Source organism: Propionispira raffinosivorans DSM 20765 (assembly GCF_000381065.1).
Classification (GTDB): Bacteria; Bacillota; Negativicutes; order Selenomonadales; family Selenomonadaceae; genus Propionispira; species Propionispira raffinosivorans.
The window spans coordinates 230682-244103 of sequence record NZ_KB905839.1 but is presented as its reverse complement, the minus strand read 5'-3'; the positions used below and the strand labels follow the sequence as shown (position 1 = coordinate 244103).

13 protein-coding genes are annotated in these 13422 nt (G+C 40.0%); 1 reads left to right on the top strand and 12 read right to left on the bottom strand.

The window, feature by feature from the left end; all coding sequences use genetic code 11:
* Nucleotides 1-3: 3 nt before the first annotated feature.
* The 12 genes from F606_RS0101125 to F606_RS0101070 form a co-directional block, all read right to left on the bottom strand.
* Complete coding sequence (locus tag F606_RS0101125) at nt 4-1371, bottom strand: secretin GspD/PilQ domain-containing protein (protein ID WP_019552017.1); 1368 nt, start codon at nt 1369-1371, stop codon at nt 4-6.
* 36 nt (nt 1372-1407) lie between these two features.
* Nucleotides 1408-1956, bottom strand: a complete 549-nt coding sequence (locus F606_RS0101120) for a hypothetical protein (protein ID WP_019552016.1) — start codon at nt 1954-1956, stop codon at nt 1408-1410.
* Nucleotides 1957-2061: 105 nt separating this feature from the next.
* Nucleotides 2062-3516 (bottom strand): phosphoglucose isomerase-related protein, encoded by a 1455-nt coding sequence (locus F606_RS0101115; protein WP_019552015.1) that lies wholly within the window; start codon nt 3514-3516, stop codon nt 2062-2064.
* A gap of 108 nt (nt 3517-3624) precedes the next feature.
* Nucleotides 3625-4536 (bottom strand): UTP--glucose-1-phosphate uridylyltransferase GalU, encoded by a 912-nt coding sequence (gene galU, locus F606_RS0101110; RefSeq protein WP_019552014.1) that lies wholly within the window; start codon nt 4534-4536, stop codon nt 3625-3627.
* 30 nt (nt 4537-4566) lie between these two features.
* Nucleotides 4567-5922 carry a phosphohexomutase domain-containing protein gene (locus F606_RS0101105; protein WP_019552013.1) on the bottom strand — a complete coding sequence of 452 codons (1356 nt, stop codon included), beginning with the start codon at nt 5920-5922 and terminating at the stop codon, nt 4567-4569.
* 180 nt (nt 5923-6102) lie between these two features.
* On the bottom strand, nt 6103-6747 hold the full coding sequence (locus F606_RS0101100) for a bifunctional 2-keto-4-hydroxyglutarate aldolase/2-keto-3-deoxy-6-phosphogluconate aldolase (RefSeq protein ID WP_019552012.1): 645 nt from the start codon (nt 6745-6747) through the stop codon (nt 6103-6105).
* 63 nt (nt 6748-6810) lie between these two features.
* Nucleotides 6811-7812, bottom strand: coding sequence for a 2-keto-3-deoxygluconate transporter (kdgT, locus tag F606_RS0101095; RefSeq protein WP_019552011.1), 1002 nt, complete (start codon nt 7810-7812; stop codon nt 6811-6813).
* A gap of 161 nt (nt 7813-7973) precedes the next feature.
* Nucleotides 7974-8729, bottom strand: coding sequence for a 2-dehydro-3-deoxy-D-gluconate 5-dehydrogenase KduD (gene kduD / locus F606_RS0101090; RefSeq protein WP_019552010.1), 756 nt, complete (start codon nt 8727-8729; stop codon nt 7974-7976).
* Between the two features lie 52 nt (nt 8730-8781).
* Entirely contained in the window at nt 8782-9612 is an 831-nt protein-coding gene (gene kduI / locus F606_RS0101085) for a 5-dehydro-4-deoxy-D-glucuronate isomerase (RefSeq protein WP_019552009.1), read from the bottom strand.
* A 60-nt stretch (nt 9613-9672) separates the two neighbouring features.
* Nucleotides 9673-10617: a sugar kinase gene (locus tag F606_RS0101080; RefSeq protein ID WP_019552008.1), complete on the bottom strand. Its 945-nt coding sequence runs from the start codon at nt 10615-10617 to the stop codon at nt 9673-9675.
* 206 nt (nt 10618-10823) lie between these two features.
* Nucleotides 10824-11837, bottom strand: a complete 1014-nt coding sequence (locus F606_RS0101075) for a LacI family DNA-binding transcriptional regulator (RefSeq protein WP_019552007.1) — start codon at nt 11835-11837, stop codon at nt 10824-10826.
* A gap of 242 nt (nt 11838-12079) precedes the next feature.
* Nucleotides 12080-12838 (bottom strand): YdcF family protein, encoded by a 759-nt coding sequence (locus F606_RS0101070; RefSeq protein ID WP_019552006.1) that lies wholly within the window; start codon nt 12836-12838, stop codon nt 12080-12082.
* Between the two features lie 200 nt (nt 12839-13038).
* On the opposite strand from F606_RS0101070, the gene F606_RS0101065 reads away from it, so the two are divergent.
* Nucleotides 13039-13392 carry a cupin domain-containing protein gene (locus F606_RS0101065; RefSeq protein ID WP_019552005.1) on the top strand — a complete coding sequence of 118 codons (354 nt, stop codon included), beginning with the start codon at nt 13039-13041 and terminating at the stop codon, nt 13390-13392.
* Nucleotides 13393-13422: the final 30 nt, after the last annotated feature.

Sequence of the window (13422 nt, the reverse complement as noted above, 5' to 3'; positions counted from 1 at the left end):
CTGTCAATCTACAATATGTGCAGTCAAAAAGATCATCACTTCCGATTCACTTTTGCTCTGCTTTTCATTTCGAAAAAAACGTCCCAAAATTGGAATATCCCCTAAAAAAGGAATCTTACTGATTGATTTTGAGTCTTCACTGCCAATCAAACCGCCAATCACCATAGTTTGACCATCTTTAAGCCGGATGTTCGTATCTGCGGACCTTTTACTGAATCGGTAGGCTTTTAAATCTTCCACATACATCGGTGAACTCACCTCAGTATGAACCTCCGCTGTAATAAACCCATCTTTATTTATCCGCGGCGTATAACGTAAAATAATACCTGCCTCACGATACACAATCGACGTAGTTGTCGTCGAATTCGTTGTAGATACCGTTGGCACAGGAACTTCACCACCAATATTAATTACAGCTTCTTTTCCCTGAATCGTCATAATATTTGGCCTTGCCAAAACATTGGCTTTGCCATCACTAATCAGTGCATTGAGTGTCGCCGCATAATAAAATTCAAATGGATGTCCCTCCGGGCCATGACCAAATTTAATAATTCCCGGAATTGACTCACCATTTTTCCATTGTCTCTGCACATTCTGCTTAGGAATATCCTCCGTTATTTTCTTCAGTGTCCCATCAGGCAAAACAACCGTATTTTCTAAAGTTTCATATTCCGTCGTATAAGCAGGATATTGCGGCACTTTAGACCACTCCCACTCCACACCGAGGTTCTTCGCCGCATCTTTATTGATTGCAATAACTTTGGCTTCCAATGAAACTTGCTGTGCCGGTATATCAATTTTTTCTAACATCTGCATAATATTTGCTGCCTCTTCATCCGTTCCATAAAAAAGCAGTGAATTGGTTTGTTCATCAATCATTAAACGTTTACTTATTCGATTTTTTGCATTATCTACTTCATGCACATTATTTTTTGCAATATCTTTAGTATTCTGCATAATTGGATTGATTCCTGCTTCACCGAGTACTAAAGTTGCCGCCTCCCCTGCACAGCGCCAATCGATAAACTTTAACTTCATAACATGCAATGTGCCAAAATTATTTTGCATCGTATCCTTTTTGCCAACAAGAATAACATTGCCTTGTTTTTGATAGACCAAACCTTTCATTTTTGTAATAACATTCAGAGCCGTGTCAAAATCTATCGACTCCATCTGCACCGTAATCTTTCCTGTCACTAAATCATCCGCTACAATATCAACATGTCCCAATATGGCCAATGACGTCAAAACATCGCGAACTTCACCATTATATACATTTAGAGAAATTGTTTCGGCAGCATAAACTGGACTGCCTAGCAAAAATAAACTAAAACAAAGCAGCAAAATCTGGATCTTATTTCCAGACAGCATCATGTCATCTCCTGTTTCTCTTTTTGGGGATAATTTTTATTGTTCAAGCTGCAGCAGCTGCTCTCCATCAAGCCCTTTAAGTCTTACAGCTGTATCCGTAATTGCCAAAACTTCATAATTTTTAATGATTGTACCAATTTGGCAGGAAAAGCTTTCTTTACCTGATTCAATTAAAGCAATTTTTTGCTCAGATCCAGCTAAAATCCCTTTTAAGACAAGCTTATCTGCCATTACCTTTTTCTTTTCTATAATCTTTTTTATACCCGGCAGCTGCTCCATAACGTTTACCGTAGATTTACCTAGATTAGAAATTTTTGCTACATTGTCAACCAATTCCATTTTTCTGTCTTTTTCTGCTAAAGTAAAGGGATCGCGCCCCTGCATTTTTTCTTCACTGCCCTGCACGGCCTGCACCAGATTCTTTTGAACCTGACTATGTTCGCTATCTTTTGATCCGTTATATGTACTATTTGCTATCGTCTCGTCTGTATTTCCCCAGCCTGCATATAAAAGCACAAGCAATAAAACGAGCAGGCAGCCTTGATTTTTACGGATACCGAAAAATTTTTTCAATTCTATCTTCATATACAGTCCACCTTTTTTCAGATTCTCATAAAAATGATTAAGTATACTCTTCTCCTTAAATAAAAAAAATCCTGTCGAATTCCGACAGGATTTAAAGTATATATTTTATTTATTTTTAAGAGCTTGCAGTTTAGGTCCCATAATCCGTTTATACCCTTCAACCCCCGGCTGATTAAATGCATCAACATTGGCAAGTTCGCCTTCATACGCAATGGACATTGCCAGCATATAAAGCAGTTCACCCAAATGATATGGCGTGAGTTCTGGTAAATTAAATACGGCACTAAAACGCTGATTCGACGCCAAAGCATCTGCATTAGACTGCAACGCTACATCTAAGGCTTGACTCATCGTAACGCCCGAAATATCGGATAATTTAGGTGCGGATGGAAAAGCATCCGGGATAACAGGATCAACATCCCATTTTTGGATACGAATAAATTGAACGATTTTATTGAGTTTGCCTTCTTGATGCTGCTGTGTTTGTGCATGCATATCCGTTGTTCCCACCGCAACAACTGGCGTTCTCCCATAACAAACTTCATTGCCCTGTTTATCAAACTGTTTACCAAGCGATTCAGCTAGCAGTTGAATATACCATTCTGAAACAGATTTCAGATAATCACCATATGGCATCATAACTTCAATATCACGACCATGTTTTTCTGATGCAATAAATTTAAGTGCTGCATTAAGCATTGCTGGATTCTGCCAGATATCATCATTTTGACAAACCTGGTCCATTGCTTTTGCACCAGCAAGAAATGCTTCAATATCAAAACCAATGCAAGCCGCCAAAGTGAGACCAACTTCACAAAAAACAGTGAATCTTCCCCCAACACCATCAGGAACACTATACGTAGGCCATTTTTGTTCCGTGGCCAATTTCTTTAAAAGTGTTGGCTGTTTTTCATTCGGATCTGTTACAGCAATTACTTCAACTTCAACTTCAGGATTTTTTTTCAGGGCTTCATAAATAACCATGAAATTAGACATCGTATCAAGCGTACCGCCAGACTTTGAAATCAAAAGCAGCATAACATGGTATGGACGTTTTTCGCCATGGCAGCTCGCCACTTTAGCCGAAGCATTAATATGTTCGATCAAATCGGTAGTCCTTCTTGGATCAATATTATTGCCACTAAAATAAACTCTTGGGAATCCGTCACGTTCTGCTTTTGATTTACTGTTCCAAAACTCACCGCAATGAACATCAAACAAAACTTTATTGCCGAGGAATGAACCGCCTATACCAAGCGACACAACCGCATCCACGCGATTTTGTACGGATGCAGTTAGCTTACTTAAGCGAGCGATTGATTTTGGTGAATTCAAATGACCCTCTTCAATATAAGGAAGTTCACTAAATAAAACCTTCTCCGGTTCCCCGTCTTTCGAAAGATGACCAGCAACAAAACCAGTTTTACGCATCACTTTCATTGCTTCATGTGCCTTTTTCAAATCTGCTTCAAAATCCTTCAGATCTGCTGCGGTTACTTTACCTTCACCAAATAAATTTTCATAATCAAATGAAAATCCAGATTTTAATTCTAAACTCATTTATTACACCTTCATTTTTAAAATTTATGAAACACGCAACACCGCAAACAATCGGTGATATAAAATATTATAGCACGCAGACGTTTGACTGTTAAGTCCGATTGAAGATTATTCCTTATGGTCTTCATCGGCCAGTTCGGAATGTTTTTCCAGAAGTGGTCCGACCGTCTTAACCATATAAGCCAAAAAACGATCCCTAAGTTCCGGTCTTTTCAATGCATATTCAACCGTTGCTTCGAGAAAACCTTCCTTATCTCCAATATCATAACGCCGTCCATAAAAATTATACGCATACACACGCTGAATTTTTGCCAATTCTCCGATCGCATCTGTCAATTGTATTTCACCACCACGACCTGGTTTTGTATGTTCCAGAATTTCAAAAATTTCCGGTGTCAAAATATAGCGGCCTAAAACAGCTAAATCAGATGGTGCTTCTTCGATTGATGGTTTTTCAATTAATTTAAGTGCCTGCCAAACATTTTGTTTAATAGGAGTCGGGTCAATGATTCCATAATTCGGCACCTGTGATTTAGGTACACGCTGTACGCCAAGCACGCTGCCGCCCAAATCATCATAAACATCGATAAGCTGCGCCAAACAAGGAACTTTTGCATCGACAATATCATCCCCCAGCATAACAGCAAAAGGTTCATTGCCCACGAACTGTTTGGCACAAAGAACCGCGTGTCCCAGCCCTTTTGCTTCTTTTTGCCGAATAAAATGAATGGTAATATTGGATATTTCTTCAATCGTACCCAGTAATTCATATTTTCCCTGCTCTTTTAACTGCATTTCGAGTTCAATTGAGCGATCAAAATGATCTTCAATGGACCGTTTATTACGTCCGGTAATGATGAGAATTTCTTCAATTCCAGAAGCAATTGCTTCTTCAACAATAAATTGAATTGCTGGTTTATCAACAATCGGCAGCATTTCTTTTGGCTGAGCTTTTGTCGCTGGTAAAAACCGCGTTCCCAGTCCCGCTGCCGGAATAATGGCCTTGCGAATTTTCTGCATAAAGTTTCATCCTATCTATAATGAATTCATTCAGCCGCGAATAATTGCTAATAATTCATCGGTTTTTTCTTTTAATAATGCTGCATCTTCCCGTGTTTCAACATTCAAACGAATAACCGGTTCTGTATTCGACATGCGAAGATTGAATCTCCACTGTGGATATTCAATACTGAGTCCATCGACTTTTGTAACCGTACCACTTGGACCATATTGTGCTTCGATTTTAGCAATAACAGCTTTGGCATCAACGACCTTGCTGTTAATTTCCCCACTGATCGGATAACGATTCATGCGTTCTGACATCAAATGCGAGAATGGTTTGCCAGCTCGCGAAATCAGTTCCAATACCAAAAGCCAAGGAATCATACCACTGTCACAATAGGAAAAATCTTTGAAATAATGATGGGCTGACATTTCACCACCATAAACAGCGCCTTCTTTACGCATCCGTTCCTTAATAAAAGCATGACCGCTCTTACACATTACCGGTGTACCGCCATCGGCTTCGACAAGTTCAATGGTGTTCCAAGTAAGGCGTGGATCATAAATAATCTTCGATCCAGGCAATTTGCTTAAGAAAGCTTTGGCAAGGAATCCAACCATATAATACCCTTCGATAAATTCACCGTTTTCATCAAACATAAAACAGCGATCAAAATCACCATCCCAGGCAATACCAATATCCGCTTTCGTTTCACGAATCACCTTAGCCGTTGCTTCGCGATTTTCTTCGAGAATTGGATTTGGTACACCATTCGGGAAATTGCCATCCGGTTCATTAAACACTTTAATAAATTGAAACGGTAAATGTTTTTCCAGTTCATTAATAATCGGTCCTGCCGCACCATTGCCAGTATTTGCCACAATTTTGAGCGGTTTCAACGCACTGATATCAACATATGTAAGCAAATGTTTGATGTATTCCGGCATGATATCAACCGCTTCAACAGTTCCGGCAGTAACACCGATCACTGGCTCAAACACACCTGTGATCGCGCGTTCTTCAATATCTTTAAGCCCTGTATCACTGCTGATTGGTTTTGACTGTTCACGAACAAGTTTCATGCCATTATATTCTTTCGGATTATGACTGGCTGTAATCATAATGCCGCCATCAATTTTCAAATAAGCTGTAGCAAAATAAATCATTTCCGTACCACACTGACCGATATCCACTACATCGCAGCCCATTTCCGTTAAACCACGTACCAAAGCAGCTTGCACGCTTGGACCGGAAAGACGAATATCATGACCGACCGCGACTTTTTTAGCTTTGAACAATTCAACAAAAGAACGTCCGATACGATACGCCAGTTCCTCATTGACTTCTTCTGGATATTTCCCCCGAATGTCATAGGCTTTAAATGCATCCCGTTTTAATTCCATATAAATCACTCCATTTTTCATATTTTAAAATATTACACTTCTTACTATCTCATAAACTTATTCGTTATATAAAGCGATTTTTCCTTTTTTATGAAAAGGAAAAAAAGAGAAAGCACGACTAAATGAATTGCTCAAACGCAACATTTAATAATGCTTTCTCTAAAAAAGAGGGTAAATGATTTATTGTCTTGCAGCTTTCACTGCATTAACAAACTCAATGGCCGTTGCTGTTATTTTAGCAAAATCACCAGTTTTCGCAGCACCAGTCAGGCTGCCGCCGGCACCAACTGCCACACAGCCTGCATGAAGCCACTCGGCAACATTCTCAACTGTAACACCACCTGTTGGCATTAACTGTGCCTGTGGAAGCGGCCCTTTAATCGCTTTAATCATCTTGAGTCCGACAATCTCACCTGGGAAAATCTTAATAATATCCGCACCAGCTTCCAAAGCCATAACCACGCCATCTAACGTAGTCGTCCCCGGCATACAGGCTACACGATATCGGTTACAAAGACGAATCGTTTCTAAATTAATGGATGGTGAAACAATAAATTCAGCCCCGTTCAGCATAGCAATCCTTGCCGTTTCAGGATCCAGAACTGTACCAGCACCGATAACAACTTCTGGATTATCTTTATATTTATCCGCCAGCACCTTGATGGTTTCCTGCGCTCCAGGAGTTGTAAAAGCAACTTCAATCGCTGTCACACCGCCTTTGATACAAGCCTCTGAAATTTTAATGCCATCTTCTGCATCCTTGCCGCGAATAACCGCTACAACACCTAATTCTTTGATTTTTGCAATAATTTTTTCTTTTTCCATAAAAAAACCTCCCAATTTGTATTGATACCAAACGAAAACTACTTAGCTCAAACTTAGCTAAAATCAACCATGAGCCTGTTTCATCCCCGGCATCACCTTGTCTTGCCGATTTTTCGATTTTCCATTAAAGTGGTTACACCAATAGGCTGTAATAATTGGTACTATGATCGAAGTAATAATAACCGCCGTTGCCACAAGTGCAGTTGCCGCGGCTACAATCGGTTCAAACGCCGGAACCATTTGTGCAATAATAACTGGATTCGTAACAGCTGCCCCAGCCGTACTTGAGGCCGCCAGTCCCGCACCGCCATGCCCGCCGCCAATGTATTTATCTGCAAGTATCAAAGGAATACCTGTTACAATTATAACACCAATTCCCAAACAAATCCCGAGCAATCCGGTCTGCCCAAGTACTGCCAAATTAATTGTATTTCCTAAGGCAAAGCCAAAGAAAGGAATCATCGTCATCGATGCACTGCCAAAAAATACACGTAGTTCTTTATCCAGATTACCTAAAGCAAAGCCAATAACAAAAGGCAAAACTGCACCCACAAATAAGCGTGGTTCAAAATATGCCGCTCCTGTACTTCCTAAAATCATCATAGTCACCAAAGGACCCGATTCAATGGAAGTCAATACAAATGCACCAGCTTCTTCTTTTGTCCCATACTGTTGCATAATGGAAGCATACAGGCCGCCATTCGTCATATCCATCGAAGTAACAATCGCGAGCGTGGAGAGCCCCGCAAAAAATCCCGTCTGAATCATACCTTCAGGCATCAAGCTGACACAAATCATACCCACAAGCCAGGCAACCAATATTTTCGTCAAAACAATCGTTCCCGATTTACGTAAAACTACTCCGGTCGATTTGATATCGATACCAGCCCCCATACAAAAAAACCATACAGAAAGAATTGGCACGGTTCCCGTAATTAACCCATTCGTAAAAGAACCAAAATACTTACCGGCTTCCGGTGTAAATGTATGACATAAAGCTCCCAGAAATAATGGAACTAACATCAATCCGCCAGGAATGCGCTCTACGGTTTGTTTAATTTTCAATGGAATCGCCCCTTTAATTATTATAATTTTCCAACAATTAAGAATGTTATAATTTCAAATCACAGCTCATTTTAGACAATATGTCACCATTGGCAAAAATTTTTTTTAAATTACACTGACTGGTTTTCCCAGTCAGTGCCAAACTTTACTTTACGTTAACCTTACCGTGCCAGCCAGCCGCCATCGACTGCAATCGTATACCCACTCACGTAATTTGCTGCATCCGATGCTAAGAAAACAACCGGACCAGCTAAATCAGAAGGTGTTCCCCAGCGGCCAGCTGGAATACGATCGAGAATTTCCGCATTACGTTTTGCATCCGCCCGCAATGCTGTCGTATTATCCGTAGCCATATACCCTGGTGCAATCGCATTCACGTTGATGCCATGTTTAGACCACTCATTGGCTAAAAGTTTTGTCAGACCCATTACAGCACTTTTACTAGATGTGTAGGATGGAACCCGAATCCCCCCTTGGAATGACAGCATCGAAGCAATATTGATGATTTTCCCGCCATTACCTTGTTTTATATACTGTTTGGCCACCGTCTGTGACAAAAAAAACAAGGTTTTCAAATTGATATTCAGCACATCATCCCAATCCTTTTCCGAAAAGTCAATCGCATCATTGCGGCGAATAATACCTGAATTGTTTACTAAAATATCAATATGTCCAAACCGTTCAACAGCTTCATCGACAATTCCCTGAACCGGACTGAGCGTAGCGAGACTTGCTTTGATTCCATGAAACTGGCGGCCCAATGCTTTGACTTTATTTTCTGTATCCGTATAATCACTTGTAGCAACACTGACAATATCAGCACCAGCCTGAGCAAGCCCCAATGCCATGCCTTGTCCCAAACCTTTTGTCCCGCCTGTAACAATAGCAACCTTGCCTGTTAAATCAAACATACCCATTTTCTCTGACCCCTTTTCTATTTACTCTCTGCCTAAATAAAACAAAATGGTTTTATCGTAAATCGGGTATTTTAATATTGTCCATATCATCAAATTCCTGATTTTCACCAACCATACCCCAGATAAATGTATAATTATGGGTTCCTACGCCAGCATGAATGGACCAGCTCGGTGAAATAATTGCTTCTTCATTATGCATAACCACATGGCGTGTTTCTTGCGGCTGTCCCATATAATGCATGACTACATCGGTTTCCGGTAAATCAAAATACATATACACTTCCATACGGCGTTCATGTGTATGACAAGGCATGCTGTTCCACATATTACCTGGTTCAAGTGCTGTCATTCCCATTACAAGCTGACAACTTTCTACGCGCCCTGGAATAATATACTGATAAAGATTACGTTCATTTGATGTTTCGATACTGCCCAAATGACGTGGTGTGATTGAGCTGCGTTCGATTTTGACAGTTGGATACGTTTTATGAGCCGGTGCACTATTGAAATAGAATTTCGCCGGGTTTTTAGTATCATCACTGGAGAAAATAACTTTTTTCGCTCCCATACCAACATACAAGCCATCCGTACGTACTAAATCATAAACGGTGCCATCTACATCTACTTTGCCACTGCCGCCAATATTGATAATACCTAATTCTCTTCTTTCCAGAAAATATGAAACGCCCATATTTTCACCAGCTTTTACTTTTAGTTCACGCGGTGAAGTTGGTGCTACACTGCCTTGAATCATACGATCTACATGGCTGTAAACCATCTGAATTTCACTTTGAAATAACCCCTGAATCAAAAATTCATCTCTGAGTTCATCTGTTGTAAAACGTTTAACATCTTTAGGATTTACTGAATATCTTACTTCCATTTTGAATTTCCCCCTACGTATTTATTATTTTTATTTATGAAATAGTCTGAAATAACAAAATTAGTTTTTGTGCTCACGGAAGAATTTATCAAGTCCAGCCACAGTTGGCAGCCCTTCATTATCTCCCGGTGACATGACCGCCAGAGCACCGATTGCCGAACCACGTCTAACTGCTTCTTGTAAGTTCTGTCCTTCGAGTAAAGCACTCACCACACCTACAGCAAAGCCATCACCAGCACCGACCGTATCAACCACATGATCAACTTTAAAAGCTGGCATCATAAACTTTGCCGCTTTGGTCTTAACAAAAGCCCCTTGGACACCTACTTTTATAATAGCTGCTTCCACACCCTGCTTTAGATAAAAATCGGCAATCGTTTCCGGATCATCTGACCCTGTCAGAATTTTACCTTCACTGACCCCAGGCAGAACAATATCAGCCTGTATCGCCAAAGAATTAATCACCTCTACCATTTCCGCCTTATCTTTCCACAGCGCCAAACGTAGATTTGGATCAAATGAAATACGAACCTGCTCTTTTTTTGCAGCTTCAACCAAAGCATAAATGCTTTGACGGCAGGATAAAGATAATGCTGGTGGGATGCCGGTTACATGAAGATGTTTAATTGTACTCCAGTCAATGGCTTCAATATCAGCCAGACTAAGATTCGCAAAAGCTGTATTTTTGCGAAAATTAACAACTTCCGGATCTCCAGATGCCACTTTTGCTTTAAGCTGCATCCCTGTCATATGCTCATCATCAAACCCTACATAACGATTATCAATCTTGTTTTCCACTAGAAAATCCTTGATATGTTTACCAAAGGGATCGTTCCCAATTTTGCTAACATAGGCTACTTTATGTCCAAGTCTTGCCATACCCACCGCAAAATTCACCTCCGCGCCACACACATAACGCGTAAAATGCTCCACCTGCTCCAGCGGCTTGATTTCATCTGCCACCAATAGCCCCATGGGTTCTCCAATCGTAAGTACTTCAACCATAATTTTACCTCCTTAGATAATGTATATTCACAAAAATTCAAACTATAAATTGCATCCAGCCTATTAGGCTCAGGAATTGGGTATAGGGCATCGTTTGCTTCCTACGTAACGCCACGGAGCCCTATACCCAATTCCTGACGATTGCCATATAAAACATGTAATGCAACTTATATAACAATTCCGTTTATCGGTTTCTATTATAAAAATCAAGTTGAATTGCGAATCACCAGCTCACAGGGAAGTTCAATTCTCCGCGGCGCCGCATTATGATTGCGATGCAGCCTGAACATCATTCTCTTTACACACTCACGTCCAACTCTATAGGATGGCTGCGCCACCACTGTAATCCCGCCATCCACTAAATCTGTCCAATCCCAATTATCAAAACCACAAATACCAATCTCATCTGGAAATGAAATTTCCATTCGCTTCAATGTCTGAACAACATACAACGTTGCTATGCCATTACCAGTGTAAACGGCCATACGCTGTCCACGATTTTTCTGCCTAAATTCTTCTAATAGTACATCACCAGTTTGAGTATCCGTTTTATCGATAATATAAACTTGCGGCTCTATGCCAAAAATCTCATAACAGGCATCTTGATAAGCTTGGCAGCGTCTAAGCCGCGTACCATTTTCTAAAGGCTCAGAAAAAAAGCCAACGCGTGTAAAACCACGCATTTTCAAATGCCGTAATGCCGTAAACGTGATCTCTCGATCCGCCGTGCGAATTACATCAAATATATGAGTATCAATCGGACGATCTGCCAAAATAATGGTGACGCCAGACTGGGCTAATTGCTGTAAAAATTCATTGTTTTTGCCAGTTGTATTTAAGATAATACCTTCCACACGCTGATCCAGCATGGATAAGATATAGTCCCGCTCTTTTTTCGGATTATCATCTGTATTCGTAATCAGCACACCATAGCCATATCGTTCACAGCAGTCACCAATGCCTTTCAGTAAAATTGCTGAAAAAGGATTCGTAATATCCGAAACAATAACACCAATCAGTCGGCTGCGTTTCGATTTCAAACTGCGAGCCAAATTATTAGGCCGATAGGCGAGCTCCTCAATGACTTGCGTAATCTTATTTTTTGATTCATTCGACATAAATTCAAATTTACCATTTAGATATCGAGAAATAGTGGTTTTTGATACACCCGCTTTCGCAGCAACATCAACAATGGTAATATTCCTTTTTTTTTGATCCATAAGCAAGACTCCCAGCATAAAAAAAACGTATCAAACTATCTCAGAAAAGAGATTCTTGTATTTCAGGATTCGTTTTACGAAATCGTTTTACATATTTAAATAAACTTAACATTCACAATTCTTATTTTAGATTATTTTGTATTATATGTCCAGTATTTTTTGACAATTCTTTTATATGAATAAATGGTGATTTTTGCAACTTTCATAAATAAAATTTATAAAAAAGAGGCTTTGCGCCCCTTTTAATTTTCTAGATATTTTGTCACCAACGTTCGCAGTTTCTCCTGCAAAACCATTGCATTCGCCTGCAAAGCCCCAGCTGATGGACTCAATTTATTATAGTGAAAAGCATGTTCCCGATTCACCATATAATCTGTCGGGAATGGTTTCACTACAACATTTTCTTTTTGGAAATCTAAAACCGCTCGTTCCATATGAAACGCCGATGTCACTAAAATCGGCTCCACCAACATATTTTTTTTTAAAATTTCATGCGAAAATTTTGCATTTTGTCGTGTATTGAGGCTCTGATCTTCAACCAGAACATCGCTCTCTTTAACACCCAAGCTCAAAAGCATCCGTTTGGCAATTACAGCTTCCCGACCACTATCTGCATACACCTGTCCACCGGATACCAGGATCGGCACATGCAGCCGATTATATAAACGGACCACAGTCAGCAATCGATTTGCCGGGCTGCCAGACAGGCCCCCAGCTCCATCCAAATCTGGTGTATCCTTGGTCGCACCGCCGCCTAACATAATAATAACATCGCCTTTAGGATCAGATGGAGGATCATAAATGCTCTCCAAATTCCCCAGCAAAGAATCGGCCACTAAATTTGTTGACAATAGATAAAATACAAAGGTTAAACCTATAAAAGCACTGGCAATTGCATGCTCGTTGCGACGCCATAAAAAAATCGCCAAAATTATAAAACTAAGAAAAAATATACCGGGCGGCAAAATAAAACTTGCACCAAATTTCAATAAATAAATCATTCTATACTCCTTTTTCTACAAAGGTATTTTTTAATCATTCGCGAAATCTATACTATATAGAAGTTGCATTGAAATATTTCATACGACAATCGTCAGGAATGTGGTATACCCTATACCCCATTCATGGCAGCCTAACAGGCTAGATGCAATTTCTTTAATGCAGCTTATATAGAATCAGAAATAAGGGAGATCGATTATAAATGGCATTACTCAACGAGAGAAAAATTTTAGATTGTGAAAAAAAAGCTGGCGGCAAAGGACATGTTCTCATTGAACCACTGCTTGGCGAAAAAGAACTAGCAGGGCAATGCGGTCTTTATGCCAAGGTAATTCTTGAACCAGGCTGTTCACTTGGCTATCACTTTCACCATAGCGAAAGTGAAACCTATTATATTCTCGCGGGTCAAGGTACATACAACAATAATGGGAAGAATATACCGGTCAAAGCAGGCGATGTAACATTTTGCCCCGACGGTGAAGGACATAGTTTGGAAAATACCGAAAAAACAGGAAATCTGATTTTTATGGCCCTCATTATCAAAAATAAAAACTAAAAACTGCTGAGCCGTTGTTTTTGATTGGAA

Coding starts and splice junctions, on each gene's coding strand:
- F606_RS0101125 (WP_019552017.1), bottom strand. CDS start 1,371: ATGCTGTCTGGAAATAAGATCCAGATTTTGCTGCTTTGTTTTAGTTTA.
- F606_RS0101120 (WP_019552016.1), bottom strand. CDS start 1,956: ATGAAGATAGAATTGAAAAAATTTTTCGGTATCCGTAAAAATCAAGGC.
- F606_RS0101115 (WP_019552015.1), bottom strand. CDS start 3,516: ATGAGTTTAGAATTAAAATCTGGATTTTCATTTGATTATGAAAATTTA.
- galU (WP_019552014.1), bottom strand. CDS start 4,536: ATGCAGAAAATTCGCAAGGCCATTATTCCGGCAGCGGGACTGGGAACG.
- F606_RS0101105 (WP_019552013.1), bottom strand. CDS start 5,922: ATGGAATTAAAACGGGATGCATTTAAAGCCTATGACATTCGGGGGAAA.
- F606_RS0101100 (WP_019552012.1), bottom strand. CDS start 6,747: ATGGAAAAAGAAAAAATTATTGCAAAAATCAAAGAATTAGGTGTTGTA.
- kduD (WP_019552010.1), bottom strand. CDS start 8,729: ATGGGTATGTTTGATTTAACAGGCAAGGTTGCTATTGTTACAGGCGGG.
- kduI (WP_019552009.1), bottom strand. CDS start 9,612: ATGGAAGTAAGATATTCAGTAAATCCTAAAGATGTTAAACGTTTTACA.
- F606_RS0101080 (WP_019552008.1), bottom strand. CDS start 10,617: ATGGTTGAAGTACTTACGATTGGAGAACCCATGGGGCTATTGGTGGCA.
- F606_RS0101075 (WP_019552007.1), bottom strand. CDS start 11,837: ATGGATCAAAAAAAAAGGAATATTACCATTGTTGATGTTGCTGCGAAA.
- F606_RS0101070 (WP_019552006.1), bottom strand. CDS start 12,838: ATGATTTATTTATTGAAATTTGGTGCAAGTTTTATTTTGCCGCCCGGT.
- F606_RS0101065 (WP_019552005.1), top strand. CDS start 13,039: ATGGCATTACTCAACGAGAGAAAAATTTTAGATTGTGAAAAAAAAGCT.